This is a genomic window from Raineyella fluvialis, assembly GCF_009646095.1.
Classification (GTDB): Bacteria; Actinomycetota; Actinomycetes; order Propionibacteriales; family Propionibacteriaceae; genus Raineyella; species Raineyella fluvialis.
Genome location: NZ_CP045725.1, coordinates 1,660,771 through 1,675,236 on the forward strand (window position 1 = coordinate 1,660,771; position 14,466 = coordinate 1,675,236).

Annotated in this window: 13 protein-coding genes; 5 read left to right on the forward strand and 8 right to left on the reverse strand. The window is 71.0% G+C overall.

All coding sequences use genetic code 11. The features are described from left to right. Nucleotides 1-22: 22 nt before the first annotated feature. Both Rai3103_RS07625 and Rai3103_RS07630 read right to left on the reverse strand, forming a co-directional pair. On the reverse strand, nt 23-670 hold the full coding sequence (locus Rai3103_RS07625; RefSeq protein WP_153572085.1) for an aromatic-ring-hydroxylating dioxygenase subunit beta: 648 nt from the start codon (nt 668-670) through the stop codon (nt 23-25). A 49-nt stretch (nt 671-719) separates the two neighbouring features. Then, entirely contained in the window at nt 720-2,075 is a 1,356-nt protein-coding gene (locus tag Rai3103_RS07630; RefSeq protein ID WP_153572086.1) for an aromatic ring-hydroxylating oxygenase subunit alpha, read from the reverse strand. 218 nt (nt 2,076-2,293) lie between these two features. Between Rai3103_RS07630 and Rai3103_RS07635 the strand changes: the two genes are divergently transcribed. From Rai3103_RS07635 to Rai3103_RS07645, 3 genes are all read left to right on the forward strand, one after another. Beyond that, nucleotides 2,294-2,998 carry a TetR/AcrR family transcriptional regulator gene (locus Rai3103_RS07635; RefSeq protein ID WP_194793324.1) on the forward strand — a complete coding sequence of 235 codons (705 nt, stop codon included), beginning with the start codon at nt 2,294-2,296 and terminating at the stop codon, nt 2,996-2,998. Nucleotides 2,999-3,110: 112 nt separating this feature from the next. Continuing rightward, nucleotides 3,111-4,064: a 3-carboxyethylcatechol 2,3-dioxygenase gene (locus tag Rai3103_RS07640; protein WP_153572088.1), complete on the forward strand. Its 954-nt coding sequence runs from the start codon at nt 3,111-3,113 to the stop codon at nt 4,062-4,064. A gap of 1 nt (nt 4,065) precedes the next feature. Continuing rightward, a complete protein-coding gene (locus tag Rai3103_RS07645; RefSeq protein WP_153572089.1) occupies nt 4,066-4,875 on the forward strand; it encodes an SDR family NAD(P)-dependent oxidoreductase in 810 nt (269 codons plus the stop codon). Here the strand turns inward: Rai3103_RS07645 and Rai3103_RS07650 are convergent. The 6 genes from Rai3103_RS07650 to Rai3103_RS07675 all read right to left on the reverse strand — a co-directional run bounded on the left by Rai3103_RS07650 (nt 4,872) and on the right by Rai3103_RS07675 (nt 10,478). Further along, on the reverse strand, nt 4,872-5,195 hold the full coding sequence (locus Rai3103_RS07650) for an alpha/beta fold hydrolase (RefSeq protein WP_153572090.1): 324 nt from the start codon (nt 5,193-5,195) through the stop codon (nt 4,872-4,874). The genes Rai3103_RS07645 and Rai3103_RS07650 overlap by 4 nt on opposite strands. Further along, nucleotides 5,192-5,647, reverse strand: a complete 456-nt coding sequence (locus Rai3103_RS07655; protein WP_153572091.1) for an alpha/beta fold hydrolase — start codon at nt 5,645-5,647, stop codon at nt 5,192-5,194. The genes Rai3103_RS07650 and Rai3103_RS07655 overlap by 4 nt, the downstream gene beginning before the upstream one ends. Nucleotides 5,648-5,890: 243 nt before the next feature. Further along, nucleotides 5,891-7,459 carry a precorrin-3B C(17)-methyltransferase gene (gene cobJ / locus Rai3103_RS07660; RefSeq protein WP_153572092.1) on the reverse strand — a complete coding sequence of 523 codons (1,569 nt, stop codon included), beginning with the start codon at nt 7,457-7,459 and terminating at the stop codon, nt 5,891-5,893. Continuing rightward, nucleotides 7,456-8,640, reverse strand: coding sequence for a cobalamin biosynthesis protein CobG (locus tag Rai3103_RS07665; protein ID WP_194793325.1), 1,185 nt, complete (start codon nt 8,638-8,640; stop codon nt 7,456-7,458). Before Rai3103_RS07665 ends, cobJ begins: the two co-directional genes overlap by 4 nt. A gap of 66 nt (nt 8,641-8,706) precedes the next feature. After that, nucleotides 8,707-9,372 (reverse strand): precorrin-8X methylmutase, encoded by a 666-nt coding sequence (locus Rai3103_RS07670; protein ID WP_228489258.1) that lies wholly within the window; start codon nt 9,370-9,372, stop codon nt 8,707-8,709. Next, nucleotides 9,369-10,478: a hypothetical protein gene (locus tag Rai3103_RS07675; RefSeq protein WP_153572094.1), complete on the reverse strand. Its 1,110-nt coding sequence runs from the start codon at nt 10,476-10,478 to the stop codon at nt 9,369-9,371. Before Rai3103_RS07675 ends, Rai3103_RS07670 begins: the two co-directional genes overlap by 4 nt. A 163-nt stretch (nt 10,479-10,641) precedes the next feature. Between Rai3103_RS07675 and Rai3103_RS18235 the strand changes: the two genes are divergently transcribed. Beyond that, the gene (locus Rai3103_RS18235) at nt 10,642-12,120 is read left to right on the forward strand and encodes a cobaltochelatase subunit CobN (RefSeq protein ID WP_239022409.1); all 1,479 of its coding nucleotides are present in this window, start codon (nt 10,642-10,644) and stop codon (nt 12,118-12,120) included. After that, on the forward strand, nt 12,117-14,324 hold the full coding sequence (cobN, locus tag Rai3103_RS18240) for a cobaltochelatase subunit CobN (protein ID WP_239022441.1): 2,208 nt from the start codon (nt 12,117-12,119) through the stop codon (nt 14,322-14,324). Before Rai3103_RS18235 ends, cobN begins: the two co-directional genes overlap by 4 nt. Nucleotides 14,325-14,466: the final 142 nt, after the last annotated feature.

Genomic DNA, 14,466 nt, shown 5'->3' on the forward strand with positions numbered 1-14,466 from the left:
CCTCTCCCGGGGAAGGGGTGGGTCAGTAGAACAGGCTGAGGTTCTTGTTGAGGATCATCGACATGTCGAAGAGGATCCGGCGCTCCTTGATCGCGTACCCCCACACGGAGGAGGGGTCACGGACGATCCGGTCGATCCGCTCACCGGTGATCGAGTCCTGGGAGCGCTGCCCGTTGGAGCGGTAGTCGTAGAAGTTCGACTTCACGACGTACTCGTCGGCGGCGATGCCCTTGGTCACCCGGATGTTGGCGATGATGTGGCGGGACCGCGACGGCGGCTCCTCGCCCCAGGCCTGGTTCGTCAGCAGCCGGTCGACGCGCTGCTTGAGCTGGACCGTGTTCTCCTCGAAGTAGGCGGAGGTCCGATAGTCGGCGATGCGCTGGGAGCGCTCACGGGACAGCCGGTCCTCCTGGGTGGGTGCCCAGTACATGGCGTCGTCGGTGAAGAAGTCGAGCCAGGCCCCCCAGTTCCAGTCGTCGAGGACCTGCACCTCCTCGTAGAGGAACCGGGTGATCGCCCGCTCGACGGCCGGGTCGACCTCGGCGAGCAGGGCGGTCAGCTTGTCGGTCGTCGCGCTCACCGGGAGGGCGGCGGCCGCCGGGTCGCCGAAGGGGATGGCGGTGCTGTTGGTGGAGTCAGTGCTGTTGGTGGAGTCAATGGTCACGGTCATGGGTCACACCTCGTCGTGCGTCGGGTCTGGTCGTGTCGTACGGTGCGGCTCAGGCCTCGGCGGCGACGGTGTCGCCGGCCGACAGGCCGAGGCGGTGCTGGGCGCGCTTCTCCATGAGTTCCTCCCAGGAGTCGGAGGTCATCATGTCGAGGTAGTTCGCGTACATGTTGATCGCGGCGTTGTCGGAGAAGACGTGGGCGGACGAGCCACCCGGGTAGCAGCCCTCGTCCCACTGGATCGGGGCGCCGACCATCTGGTAGAGGTAGCCGGTGTCGCGGGCGACGCGGCCCTTGAGCACGTGCTGCATCTCTTCCCAGTTCAGCGCGTCGTCGGCCTCGAACATGCCGCCGGGGGTGAAGGTCCGCAGCACGTCGCGGCGGATGGAGTCCTTGATCTCCTCCGGGGCGTCCTTCGGCACGAAGGTCCAGGCCCAGACCTCCATCTCGTGCGGGCCACGCGGGTGGGTGACGCGGATGGTGTAGTTGCCCAGCACCATGAAGGTCGGCCAGATGTTCAGGTGGCCGCGGACCTCGCGGTTGTCGCCCAGTCGGCGGGCGATCATCTCGGCGATCTCGGGCTGGGCCTCGTACTTCTGCATCGCCTGGCCGGTGTTGGGGACCTCGGCGCCCTTCTCGCCGTACCAGGCGCCGCCGTGGCCGTAGTCGGAGAAGAACTGGCGCCCGACCGGGTTGGTGCCGCGCTTGGTGCGGTCGGCGGCGTCGGAACCCTTGTTCAGCACGGTGGCGGCGGAGACGTGGGTGATCTCGGAGTGCTGCATGTCCGACGTGGGCTGCTCGGCCATGAACTTCCAGTTGTTCGGCAGCACCCAGCGGTGGAAGGCCACCTGCTCCATGCCGCCGTCCCAGCGGTCGATGTAGCCGTCGAGGTAGTACTTCGCCGAGCCGAGGTAGTCCTCGAAGTCGGGGGCGTCCTCGTCCCAGGTGCCGAACCAGAAGCCCTTGTAGTACTGGATCCGCGGGACCTTGACGGCGCTGAAGTTGCCGCGCTCGAAGGTCTCCGGGTAGGCGGTGTCCTGCCGCGGCACCTGGATCAGGTCGCCGGCCAGGTCGTACGCCCAGCCGTGGAAGGTGCAGGTGAAGGCCTTGGCGGTGCCCTTGTCGACCCGGCAGATGCGCATGCCACGGTGGCGGCACTGGTTGAGGAACGCCCGGACCGACCCGTCCTTCTGGCGGACGACCATCACCGGGTCCTCGCCGATGTAGGTCTGCAGGAAGTCGCCCTTCTTCGGGATCATCGAGTCGTGGGCGAGCATCACCCAGGCGCGCTTCCAGACCTTCTCCAGCTCCTGCTCGTAGATCTCCTCGTCGGTGAAGATCCGGCCGTTCAGACGGCCATTGTCGATGTCGATGAGGTCGGTGATGTCGAGTGACGTGTTGTCGGCCATGGAAACTCCCTTGTCAACGGACCGGCGGTCGGGCTCCGTGACGGTTCGGCCGATGAGGCCGAGGGGCGTCCGGCACTGGAGCCTTCGGTTCTGGGATCTGCAGGGTGAGGTCTGGTGTGACCTCTACTTGAGTGAGCACTCAAGTCTGTGGTGAGGATCACGCTAGAGGCCGGTGGCCTAGGATCGACAGAGACCGTTCCATCAGGAAGGACACGCGTGTGCCCAGAACCGCCGACGATGCGCCCACCCGCCAGCGGATCCTCGATGCGGCCCGCCGCATCTCCGCCGAACGGGGATACAAGGGCACGACGCTGGCGATGATCCAGAAGGAGGCCAAGGTCCACCCCGGCTCCTTCTACTGGCACTTCGAGGACAAGGACTCGCTCTTCGCCGCGCTGGTGCGCTATGCGTACCAGGAGTCGCAGCCGATGGTCGACCGCCTCGGCCCCGGGGACGCGGCCAACCCGGTCAAGGTCGTCCTCGACGCCATCGTCCAGAACCCTGCCCGGCACGGACTGTGGCGGTTCAACGTCCAGTTGATGCTCGACCCGGACATGCAGGACTCGAAGACCGCCGAGGAGATCCGGACGCTGCGCGTCATCACCCAGCGCTCACTGACCGGTGCCTGGCTGGACCTCGTCCCGCCGCGGGTGCTGGCGGAGATGCCGGACCTGCCGGTACGGATGGCTGACTTCTCCCTCGCGGTGGTCGAGGGCTGCATCCTGTCCCGGGTAGCCGGGACCCAGCGCGACGAGGAGTTCATCACCGCGGTCGCCACCGCCGTGATGGCCCGGATGGTGACCCTCGCCTGCGAGGAGGTGGGCGAGCCGGTGCCCGGCTTCTTCCTCGAACGGGCGGCCGGCATCGAGACGATCGTCCTGGGCCGGCCTGCCGGGGTTGACCTCACCCGCCCGGCCACCTAGCCTCCTGATCACCCGTTCACCGGCCGGAGGGCGTCCGACCGTGATGGGATGAGTGAGCACGGGTCCGTTCGTCACCGCGTCGTGTCCCCCCGTTCTCGAGGAACCCATCATCATGTCGCTCGCCCTCATCGCGATGTCCCACAGCCCCCTGCTGCACACCGCCGAACTACCGCCCGCTCCCGAGGTCCGTGCCCGGGTCGACGGCGCCTTCGAGGCCATCCACGCCTTCGCCGCGGAGTACGACCCGACGCTGGTCGTCGTCTTCGCGCCGGACCACTACAACGGCTTCTTCTACGACCTGATGCCCCCGTTCTGCGTCGGCCTGGCCGCCGAGGCGATCGGCGACTACGGCACCGAGGCGGGCCCGCTGTCCGTCGACGAGGCGTACGCCCTTGCCGTCGTCCGGCACGCCCAGCAGGCCGACATCGACATGACCCTGTCGCGGCGGATGGAGGTCGACCACGGTGCCGTGCAGCCCCTGGAGACGCTGTTCGGCGGGCTGGACGCCAAGCCGGTCGTGCCGGTCTTCGTCAACGGGGTCGCCGCGCCGTTCGTCCCGATGCGGCGGATCCGGGCGATGGGGCAGGCGGTCGGTGACTACCTGGCCTCCCTCGACGAGCGGGTGCTGGTGATCGCGTCGGGTGGCCTGTCGCACGACCCGCCGGTCCCGCAGTGGGACACGGCGTCCGCCGGCGTCCGCGAGGGCCTGATCGACGGCCGCCATCCCTCGCCCGAGGCGCGCGAGGCGCGCCAGCGCCGGGTGATCGAGGGTGCCGCGGCGTTCGCCCGGGGAGAGGCCCCCATCCGCGACCTCAACCCGGACTGGGACCGCGCCTTCATGGCCGACTGTGCCGCCGGCGACCCGGCCCGCTTCGACGCGTACGAGGCCGAGCAGATGACCGAGGACGCCGGGCACTCCTCGCACGAGGTGCGCACCTGGGTCGCCGCGTTCAGCGCGCTGGCGGCGGCCGGGGCGTACGAGACGACGCTCGAGTACTACGAGGCGATCCCCGAGTACATCGCCGGCTTCGGCGTGATGGCCGCCCGTACCGCTGGGGAGCGCTGACATGGGGTGGCTCGAAGGACAGGTCGCGGTCCTCACCGGGGGCGGTTCGGGTCTCGGCCGGGCGCTGGTGGACACCCTCCTGGAGGAGGGCGCCAGGGTCGTCGTGCTGGAGTACTCGACCGACAAGTGCCGGGCCCTGGAGGAGCAGTGCGACCCGGAGCGGGTCGCCGTCGTGCAGGGCGACGCCGGATCGTACGCCTCGAACCGCGCGGCCGTCGACCTGGCGGTCTCCCGGTGGGGCAAGCTGGACAGCTTCATCGCCAACGCGGGGCTGTGGGACTTCAGCCGGCGCCTCGACGACATGACGCCGGAGGAGGTGGAGCGCGGCTTCGACGAGCTCTACCGGCTCAACGTCAAGGGTCCGCTGCTGGGAGCCAAGGCCGCCCTGGAGGCGTTGCGGGCGACTCGTGGCTCGTTCATCATCACGCTGTCCAACGCCGCCCTCTACCCGGGCGGCGGCGGTGCCCTCTACATCTCGAGCAAGCACGCCGGTGCCGGGCTGGTCAAGCAGTTGGCGTACGAGTTGGCGCCCGACGTACGGGTCAACGGGGTGGCGCCGGCGGGCATGGTCAGTGACCTGCGGGGGCCGGCGGCGATGGGGTTGGCCGACACCTCGGTGAGCGGCTTCGACATGGCCGGGATGGTGGCGAAGAAGTCCGCCCTGCGGCGCTGCCCCGAGGCGGTCGACTACACCGGGGCGTACGTGCTGCTGGCCTCCCGGAAGTACGGCATCACCACCTCCGGGTCGATCCTGGACGTGGCCAACGCGAAGGGGCTCATCGGCCGGGTGGTCGACGACCTGCTGGGCTAGGGTGATGGTTTGGCCGGTAGGGCAAGGGAAGCATTGCTGATGCCGGAGGGGTGACGACCTGCCGTACTGAGGGGGCGACGGGTCACGGGGGACGGCGCCTCGGTGAGGAACATCTCGACCAGCGCCCGGAACCGGTCCACCTGCTCGATCTGCACCCAGTGGCCGGCGTGAGGGAACATGTGCAGCTGTGCGTTGGGGAGGTGCTGGGCCAGGCACAGCGCCTGCTCCCGGGCGGCCGGCCGGTCCTCGCGGCCGTGGACGACGAGCACTTCGTGGGTGATCGACCGCAGTTGCCGCGGGGAGAAGAGTGGGGGCGTCATTCCCTTCGGTCGGTCGGTGACGACCTCGCAGGTCGGTTCCGGCGGGTTCGCCTCCGCGGCGCCCGGCACCAGGACCGCACGGTCGAGCTGCTCGGGACCTCCATCAGCAGGCGGAGGGCGATCAGCGCCCCCAGGCCACTCGCCACCACGTGGACCGGGGACCGTCCCAATTGCTCGAGCAGCCCCAGCACCAGCGGCAACCGCAACTCCACTGTCGCCAGGACGCCCAGCGGGGCCAGGAGCCTGTCACGTTCCGAGGACTCCGGTCGCTCCGGCGCCACGTGGTGCCAATCCGGCATCGAGGAGATCTGCGCGCTCCAGTTGGAGAGGGCGGAGTCGCCCTGGCGGCCGCCGTGCAGCCAGAGGATGGTCGTACGGTCGGGGTCTCCGCTCTCGTAGACCCGCAGTTGGTGGCCGGAGGCCGTGGTCTCCCTGGCCTCGATCGTGGTCATGCCTGGCTGGTCTCGGGAAGGGATGTGACGTGGGCGAGCTCCTGGATCACGGCTCTGCTCCTCTCGAACGGCACTGGAGGATACCGACTGGGGGAAGGGCCGGCCAATGCGGAGGGGGTGGTCGTGATCGTCGGATGCAGCGTCGGACGATCATTCCACCGGATCTTTTGAGATTAATCACGGCTAAAGACTGCGGTCAACGTGAATAGCCTGTGAGTCGGTAGCCCCGCCTCAGAGCCCGGCTCAGTCCTCGACGAACCGCGGTGTCCAGACCTGGCCGCCGGGGGTCACCCGGGTGGAGCGGGCGCCGATCATCACCAGGCACTTCATGTCGACCTCGGCCGGGTCCCAGTCGCCGAGCGTGGTGACCTGCAGGGACTCCTCGGCGCGGCCGACGTCGCGGCCGACCACCACGACGGTCTCGGGACCCCGCTCCTCGAGCAGGATGTCGCGGGCGGCGAACAGTTGCTCGGGACGGGCTTTCGACCGGGGGTTGTAGAGCGACAGCACCAGATCGGCGCGGCAGATGTGGCGGATCCGGTCCTCGATCACCGACCAGGGCTTGAGCCGGTCCGACAGCGACATGATCGCGAAGTCGGCGCCCATCGGCGCGCCGGCCCGTGCCGCCACCGCCTGGGCGGCCGTCACCCCGGGCAACACCCTGATCGGGACGTCGGCGTACGCCGGGTCCTCGGCCGCCTCGAACACGGCCGCGGCCATCCCGAAGACACCGGCGTCACCACCGGAGACCACCGCCACCCGCTCACCGCACCGGGCCAGGTCCAGCGCGAACCGAGCCCGGTCCACCTCGACCGTGTTGCCCGAGGCATGCCGCTGCAGCCCTTCGCGCTGCGGCACCCGGTTGACGTACGGGGCGTAGCCGACGATGTGGTCGACCGTGGCGAGCGCCCCGGAGGCCTCCGGCGTCAGCCAGTGGTCAGGGCCGGGCCCCAGCCCGACGACCAGCACCTCGGCGTGACCCGCGCCCTGCTCGGCGGTCTGCGTCGGCTGCGGGGTCGCGGTGGCGGAGGCGGCTCGTACGGCACTGCGCTCGGCACGTCCGGCGGCATCGGCACGGGTGTCGGGCCCCGGCACGAGCACCATCGACATGTACGGCACCGTGTCCGGGTCGACGTCGGCGACGCGGCGGACCACCTGGTCGGTGCCGCTGGCGTGCTCGACGTACCAGGCGCCGTCCAGCCGGCCGGCCTGGCGCAGCGCCTCGACCACCCCGGGAAACGTCCGGCCCAGCTTCATGATCACCGCGGCTTGGGTGTCGGCCAGCCGGCGGGCCAGTTCCGGCACCGGCAGGGTGCCCGGGAGCACGGTCAGCACGTCCTCGTGGCGGGCCAGCCCCGTGCCCATCGCGGTCGTCGCCGCGGCGAGGGCCGGCACGCCCGGCACCACCTCGCACGCGAACCGGTCGGCGAGCCGGTCGTGCAGGTACATGTACGAGCCGTAGAACAGCGGGTCGCCCTCGGCCAGCACGACGACATCGCGCCCCGCCGCGAGATGGGCCGCGAGCCGCTCGGCGCACTCGTCGTAGAACGCCGCGATCTCGCCGTAATAGCCCAGCGGGTGGAGCGACTCGGCCGTGGTCACCGGGTAGCGCAGCAACTCCTCGATGACGCCCGCGGGGACCAGGTCGTCGGCGATCCGGCGGGCGATCGACTCGCCCTTCGGGCCGGAGTGGTAGGCGATCACGTCGGCGTCGGCGATCAGCCGGGCGGCCTTGCGGGTGATCAGTTCCGGGTCACCCGGGCCGACGCCGACACCCCAGAGGTGCCCGGTCGCCGGTCCCGCAGCCGTCATCGGCTGCTCTCCACGTCGCCCTCGTCCTGACCCATCAGTCGTCTCTCCTCGATCGTGTCGATGACCGTCACCACGTGCTGGGGTGCCACCACGTCCACGTACGGTCCGCGGGGTGCACCGCAGCGGTGCTCGCACCCGGAGATGTGCACGTCCTCGGTGAGGATCACCTCACCGTTCGTCGCGGCATCCACCAGGCGCTCGGCCATGGCCAGGGTATCCACCTCGGTGCGGACACACCCGATCGCGCCGGTGCAGGCGCTGACGTGGGCCCACGGCTCGGCCGGGTCGATGGCGTAGCCGACGCCACGGAAGGCGGCCATGTCGTACGCCCCTCCCTCGACCAGGAGCTGGCGCCACGGCGTGATGGTGATCTCGCCGCGGGGCAGCACGTCGACCATTTCCGGGGTGAGCAGGCCGAGCGGGACACCCGCGAGCAGGTCCTCGCCGACCGGGCCGACATGGGGGCGGTGGCCGCGGGTGATGGCGCGCGACGAGCCGGCACCGAGCTGCACCGACAGCTTCGCGCCGAATTTCGACCGCGAGCGGAAGCCGAGCTGGTACGGATGGAGCGGCGGCGGATCCTCGCGCAGTCGCAGCCGGCTGAACTCCTGGGCCAGCCAGATCATCGTCTCGACCGCCTGGCGGGCCAGCACGTCCCAGGCTTCGCCGGTGCTGGTCGCGATGATCCCGGCCGAGGGGGTGACGGCCTGGTAGAGCAGGTCCCAGCGCTCGGCGGCGATGTCGCCCCGGCCGTCGTCGAAGGCCCAGACGAAGCTGCCGGGCAGGTCCTCCAGCTGTGGCTCGGCCTGGATCGCCGCGTCGAGCTCGTCGACCATCGGCCGAAGGTCGGGCCGCGACGAGGACGGCAGCGGGGAGCAGAGGATCGTCCGGACCCGCTCGTGGCTGCGGGGGATGATGCCGGTGGCGATGAACGCGTTGATCGCGCTCGCGGGGATCGCCCCGTACGGGTCGAGGGTCATCGAGCGTAGCTGGATGTTGCCGCGGATCGTCAGCTGGAGCAGACCGTCGGAGTACTCGGCCGAGATCTCGGACAGCTGGCGCAGGACCTGGGACGTGATGTGCCCGCCGGGGATCCGGAGGCGGACGAGGCCTCCGTCCCTGGCGCGGAAGGGTCGCGTCAGACCGGGCGAACCATCGGTCGACGCGTCGGATTGGGGCACATTGGCGATCCTAGACGGCCGACCCTTACCGGAGAACACTCGACCGGCGCAGTCTCGACCGCGTGTTCAGATCTCCTGCTCGCGGGAGAGGGCGTTGATCGCCGACGAGGCGAGGGCGGAACCGCCCCGGCGTCCGTGCACGACCAACCATTCCAGACCGTACGGGTTCTGCGCCAGCGCGACCTTCGACTCGGGTGATCCGACGAAGCCCACCGGGATGCCGAGCACCGCCGCGGGCCGTGGCCCGCCGGCGGCGACGATCTCGAGCAGCTGGAACAGGGCGGTCGGGGCGTTGCCCACGGCCACCACCGCCCCTTCGAGCCGGTCCCACAGGGACACCGCGGCGGCACTGCGGGTGGTCTGCCAGGCCTGGGCGATCTCCGGGACGCGGGGGTCCTGCAGGGCGCAGATCACGTCGTTGTCCGCCGGCAGTCGCCGCCGGGTGATCCCGGCCGCGATCATCGTCGCGTCGGTGTAGATCGGGGCGCCGCCGCGCAGGGCCGTGCGTGCGGCGTCCACCAGACCCGGCGAGAAGGCGATCTGCTCGGCCAGCGACGGGTCGCCGGCGGCGTGGATCATCCGCACCGCGACGGTCGCCTGGGCCTCGGTGAAGTGGGACAGGTCGGCCTCGGCCCGGATCATCCCGAAGGACTTCTGGTAGATCGAGGTGCCGTCGGTGTCGTAGTCGTAGAGCTGCGGCGGTCGTGCCGGGATCGTCACGCCGTCCCTCACGCCCGCAGTTCGGCCACGGCGGCGGCGAGGTCAGCCGGAGCCAGCAGGTCGACGTGCTCGCCGTGCGGCTCCCCGCAGCGACGGTCACAGCCGGACACGTGCACCGGACGGCGGACCAGGGACGGGTCCTGCCGAGCGGCGTCGACGAGCTGCTCGGCCATGGCGACGGTGTCGATGGCGGACTTCGCGCAGTTCGGCAGGCCGGTGCAGGCGCTGATCGAGGCCCACGGGTCGCTCGGGTCGACGACGTAGCCGGCGGCCGCGTACGTCGCGGCATCCTTCGCCCCACCGGGGATGAGCACCTGGCGCCACGGCGTCAGGGTGACGTCGACGAGCGTGGGCAGGGCGCGGATCATGTCGCCGGTGAACAGGCCCAGTGGGACGCCGGCCAGCAGATCGGCGCCGTACGTCCCGACTGCCGGCGGAGTGGAGACGGTGATCGGCTGGTCGGTGCTGTCGGGGATGTCATCGCCCAGCTTGTAGGCGAGTTCGCGCGCGTGCCAGACCGGCAGCTCGGTCTCGGTCCGGGCCATCTGGACGTTCTGGGCGAGGGCCAGCATCACCGACGGGGCGTCGGCGCGGGAGACCTCCCAGGCGCGTCCGTTGTCGAGGGCGACGATCCCGTGGTCCTCGTCGATCGCCTGGTAGCAGACGTCCCACGGCTCACCGGCCACGTCGCCGCTGCCGTTGTCGAAGGCCCACATGAAGCGGCCGGTCAGCTCCTCCAGCAGCGGGATCTCCTGGAGCTCCTCGTCCAGCTCGGCGACCATCGGCTGCAGGTCGATGTCGCCCATCGGGGAGCAGAGCACGTTGCGGACAAGTTCATGGGTCGGCGGGATGAGGCCGGTCGCCCGGACCGCGTCAGCGATCTCGCAGGGGACGGAGCAGTCCTCCTCGAGCGGCAGGCCGCGGACCTGGAGGTTGGTCCGGGTGGTGACCTGGACACGTCCGTCGCCCCAGCGCTCGGCGATGCCCAGCAGGTGGCGCAGAACGTCGGTGGGGAGTCGGCCGCCGGGCTTGCGCACCCGCACGATGGCTCCGTCGCTGGCCCGGAACGGTCGGGTGAGACCCGGGCAGCGGTCGATCAGGGGGCGGGACTCACTCATGAGCACATATCCTACGTGCGCCGTAGACGGATTCGTGCCATCGGTGTTCTGCTGCGGAACGGTGACGTGTTCCCGTGGCTAGGCTGGCCGACAGTGCCGCGGATCACATCCTCGGCCGCCGTGTTCCAGCCGACCCGCGCGGCCGCCCGCGCCGAGGAGCCCCGTGACGACGATCGCCCTGCTGTCCACGTCCGACACCGACCTGCTGTCCGCCCGCGCCAGCGGCGCCGACTGGGTCTGGGCCAACCCGACCCGGGTCGACGAGGCCGCGGTGACGGCGCTGGTGGCCGGCGCTGACCTGGTGGTCTTCCGCTTCCTGGGGGGTCCGCAGGAGTTGCCCGACACCTACGCCGCCGCGCGGGCCGCCGGCCGGCCGATGGTCGTCCTCGGCGGGGAGCAGCGCCCCGACGCGGCACTCATGGCGCTGTCGACCGTGCCCACCGGAGTCGCCGCCCAGGCGCACGTCTACCTGGCCCAGGGTGGCGCGGAGAACCTCCGCCAGGTCCACGGCTTCCTCTCCGACACCGTGCTGCTGACCGGTGAGGGCTTCGCGCCGCCGGCCGAACAGCCGTTCTGGGGCGTGCTGCGGGACGTGTCGGTCGATGTCCAGGGCCGGCCCCGCGTCGGCATCCTCTTCTACCGGGCCCAATGGTCGGCCGGGAACGTCGCGTACGCCGAGGACCTCGCCGACGCCGTCGACGCGGCCGGGGGAGTCGGGGTGCCGATCTTCGCTGCCTCGCTGCGGGAGGCCCCCGCCGACCTGCTCGACCACCTGGGGACGTACGACGCCCTGGTCACCACCGTGCTCGCCGCCGGCGGCAGCCGGGCCGCCACGGCGCAGGCCGGCGGGGACGACGAGGCCTGGGACGTCGATGCCCTGGCCCGCCTCGACGTGCCGATCCTGCAGGGCCTCTGCCTGACCTGGAGCCGCGAGTCATGGGAGGCCTCCGACGAGGGGATGACCCCGCTCGACGTCGCCACCCAGGTCGCGGTGCCCGAGTTCGACGGCCGGATCATCACCGTCGCCTTCTCCTTCAAGGAGAACGACGCCGACGGCCTGCCGCACTACGTCACCGACCCGGAGCGGACCCGCCGGGTCGCCGAGCTCGCCGTCAACCACGCCCGGCTGCGCCACATCCCGGTGGCCGAGCGCCGGATCGCCGTCGTCCTGTCGGCCTATCCGACCAAGCACGCGCGGATCGGCAACGCCGTCGGCCTGGACACCCCGGTGTCGCTGATCCGGCTGTTGCGCCAGATGCGGGCGGCGGGCTACGACCTCGGCACGCCGGGTGAGATCCCCGGCACGGAGGCGTACGACGCCCTGCTGGCGCGGGTCGGGGAGGTGCCCGAGGGGGAGACCGAGGACACCACCCGCGGCAACGCCCTGATCCACGCGATCATCGAGGCGGGCGGCCAGGACGAGGAATGGCTGACCGCCGAGCAGCTCTCCGGCCAGCCGGTCCGGATTGCCGCGGCGCGCTACCGGGAGTGGTTCGCGCGTTTTCCGGAGGGTCTGCGGGAGGCGGTCACCGGTGCCTGGGGCCGGCGCCGGGGAACGTCTTCGTCGACCCGACCAGCCCCGGCACCGGCGACCCCGATGGTGAGATCGTCGCCGCCGCCCTGCGCGCCGGCAACCTGGTGATCCTCGTCCAGCCGCCCCGCGGCTTCGGAGAGAACCCGATCGCCATCTACCACGACCCGGACCTGCCGCCGACGCACCAGTACCTCGCCACCTACCGGTGGCTGGCCGAGGAGTTCCGCGCCGACGCGATCGTCCACCTCGGCAAGCACGGCAACCTGGAGTGGCTGCCCGGCAAGAACCTGGCCCTCTCCCCGGCCGACGGTCCCGACGCCGCGCTCGGCTCGCTGCCGGTGGTCTACCCGTTCCTGGTCAACGACCCGGGCGAGGGCACCCAGGCCAAGCGCCGCGCGCACGCGACGATCGTCGACCACCTCATCCCGCCGATGGCCCGCGCCGAGACGTACGGCGACATCGCCCGCCTGGAGCAGCTCCTCGACGAGTACGGCAACGTCTCGGCGATGGACCCGGCGAAGGCCCCCGCCCTGCAGGCCGAGATCTGGACGCTGATCCGGGCGGCCCGGATGGACGCCGAGCTGGGCCTGGACGACCGGCCCGAGGGGGACGCGTTCGACGACTTCGTCATGCACGTCGACGGCTGGCTCTGCGAGATCAAGGACGTCCAGATCCGCGACGGCCTGCACATCCTCGGCCGGGTGCCGGAGGGCGAGGAGCTCGTCAACCTCGTGCTGGCCGTGCTGCGGGCCGGCCAGGTCTTCGGCGGCGCGGTGAACGCCGTGCCCGGGCTGCGCCGCGCGCTGGGCCTGGCCGACGACGCACCGCTGGCCGACGTGGACCGGGTCGAAGGCATTGCGCATGCGTTGGTCGCCGGCCTCGCCACGCGGGACTGGGACGCCGGGGCGGTCGAGGAGGTCATCTCCTCCGTCGGGGGAGACCTCGCCGAGGCCCCCGGCGCCGACCGCGCCGCCGTCGCTGCTTCTCTGCGGTTCGCTTGCGAAGAGGTGGTGCCCCGGCTACGCGGCACCGGCCGCGAGATCGACGCCGTGCTGCACGCCCTCGACGGCGGCTACACCCCGGCGGGCCCCTCCGGCTCTCCGCTGCGCGGCCTGGTGAACGTGCTGCCGACCGGCCGCAACTTCTACTCGGTCGATCCGAAGGCGATCCCGTCCCGGCTGGCGTACGAGACGGGGTCGGCGATGGCCGAATCGGTCCTCGCCCGCTACCTCGAGGAGACCGGCGCCTACCCGCAGTCGGTCGGCCTGTCGGTGTGGGGCACGTCGGCGATGCGGACCTCGGGCGACGACATCGCCGAGGTGCTGGCGCTGATGGGCGTCGTGCCGCGATGGGATGAGGCCTCCCGCCGGATCGTCGGGCTCGACACCGTGCCGCTCGCCGAGCTCGGCCGGCCCCGTGTCGACGTGACCGTACGGATCTCCGGCTTCTTCCGCGACGCCTTCCCGCACGTCATCGCCATGCTCGACGACGCCGTGCGGCTCGTCGCCGAACTGGACGAGGCCGACGAGGACAACTACGTCCGCGCCCACACCAGGGCCGATCGGCAGGCCCACGGCGACGAGCGCCGCGCCACCACGCGGATCTTCGGCTCGAAGCCCGGATCGTACGGTGCCGGCATCCTGCCGCTGATCGAAGCGGGCGACTGGCGTACGGACGCCGACCTGGCCGAGGTCTACACCACCTGGGGCGGCTACGCGTACGGGCGTGACATGGACGGCCGCCCCGCGCGCGAGGACATGGAGACCAACTACCGGCGCATCCAGGTCGCCGCGAAGAACGTCGACACCCGCGAGCACGACATCGCCGACTCCGACGACTACTTCCAGTACCACGGCGGGATGGTCGCGACCGTACGGGCGCTGACCGGCGCGGACCCCAAGGCGTACGTGGGGGACTCGACGGTGCCCGATGCGGTGCGCACCCGCTCGCTGGCCGAGGAGACCGCCCGGGTCTTCCGGTCCCGGGTGGTGAACCCGCGCTGGATCGCCGCCATGCAGCGCCACGGCTACAAGGGGGCGTTCGAACTGGCCGCGACGGTCGACTACCTGTTCGGCTTCGACGCCACCGCCGGCGTCGTCGACGACTGGATGTACGAGAAGCTCGCCGAGTCGTACGTCCTGGACGAGGACACCCAGCAGTTCATGCGCCACGCCAATCCGTGGGCGCTGAACGGCATCATCGAGAAGCTGCACGAGGCGGCCGACCGTGGGCTGTGGGAGGAGCCGGATCCGGAGCTGATGGCCCGGATGCAGCAGGTCTACCTCGACGTGGAGGGTGATCTGGAGGAGTGAGCCCGGCTCGCGCCCGTCGTCGGTGTCGGGTGGTCTGCTGCGGACGGTGGGTCTGAGTTGCCGCGGACCTTATGCGTTCCCGCGGACGGTAGGGCTGACTTCCCGCGGACCTTAGGCCACTCTCGCGGACCTCAGGGTATCC

What these genes read in the sequence shown, in the direction of transcription:
- cobJ (WP_153572092.1), bottom strand. Translation starts at nt 7,459, where the DNA reads ATGACGGCTGCGGGACCGGCGACCGGGCACCTCTGGGGTGTCGGCGTC.
- Rai3103_RS07640 (WP_153572088.1), top strand. Translation starts at nt 3,111, where the DNA reads ATGTCGCTCGCCCTCATCGCGATGTCCCACAGCCCCCTGCTGCACACC.
- Rai3103_RS07655 (WP_153572091.1), bottom strand. Translation starts at nt 5,647, where the DNA reads ATGACCACGATCGAGGCCAGGGAGACCACGGCCTCCGGCCACCAACTG.
- Rai3103_RS07650 (WP_153572090.1), bottom strand. Translation starts at nt 5,195, where the DNA reads ATGACGCCCCCACTCTTCTCCCCGCGGCAACTGCGGTCGATCACCCAC.
- Rai3103_RS07625 (WP_153572085.1), bottom strand. Translation starts at nt 670, where the DNA reads ATGACCGTGACCATTGACTCCACCAACAGCACTGACTCCACCAACAGC.
- Rai3103_RS07675 (WP_153572094.1), bottom strand. Translation starts at nt 10,478, where the DNA reads ATGAGTGAGTCCCGCCCCCTGATCGACCGCTGCCCGGGTCTCACCCGA.
- Rai3103_RS07645 (WP_153572089.1), top strand. Translation starts at nt 4,066, where the DNA reads ATGGGGTGGCTCGAAGGACAGGTCGCGGTCCTCACCGGGGGCGGTTCG.
- Rai3103_RS07630 (WP_153572086.1), bottom strand. Translation starts at nt 2,075, where the DNA reads ATGGCCGACAACACGTCACTCGACATCACCGACCTCATCGACATCGAC.